The organism is Acidovorax cavernicola (assembly GCF_003581445.1).
The window spans coordinates 1-519 of record NZ_QXMN01000380.1 but is presented as its reverse complement, the minus strand read 5'-3'; the positions used below and the strand labels follow the sequence as shown (position 1 = coordinate 519).

General features: G+C 66.9%; 1 protein-coding gene. It reads left to right on the top strand.

Annotation, left to right across the window (positions count from 1 at the left end):
- Positions 1-519 (top strand): hypothetical protein (locus tag D3H34_RS34480; protein ID WP_205736894.1); only part of this gene is annotated, 519 nt, incomplete at both ends.

The following is a 519-nucleotide window of genomic DNA, read 5'->3' as shown; positions in this document are numbered from 1 at the left end:
CATCAAGGCCCTGGGCAGCGCTGGGGACTTTCTCGTCAGTTGGAGCGGGCACGATGCGGGCGGAGGCGAGAACAGCGTCTTTGTGCAGAAGGTGCTGGCCGATGGCACGGTGGTTGGCACGCCCACGCTGCTGGAGGCCACCGGCAACACCGCCGGCAACGACCAGGTACCGGTCGTCATGACGATCGGCAGCGGCAGCGACGGCGCCTACGTCGTGGCCTGGCAGGGTATGGACGCCGGCGAAAGCGACAACAGCATCTATGTGCAGTACTTCGACGCACAGGGCAATGCCAAGGCAGGAGGAGCGACCAAGCTGGAAGCACCCGGCTATGCCTCGGGATCGGACGCCGCCGTTCAACTCGCGCCGCTGGGCAACAGCGGCGCGTTTGTCGCCGTGTGGAGTGGTGCGGAGAGCGCGAGCGAGAGCAGTATCTACGTCCAGCGTTTTGACAGCACCGGCACGCCGGCGGGCCAGCCCCTGATGCTGGAGGCGACCGGCCGCAGCGACGGCTTTAACGG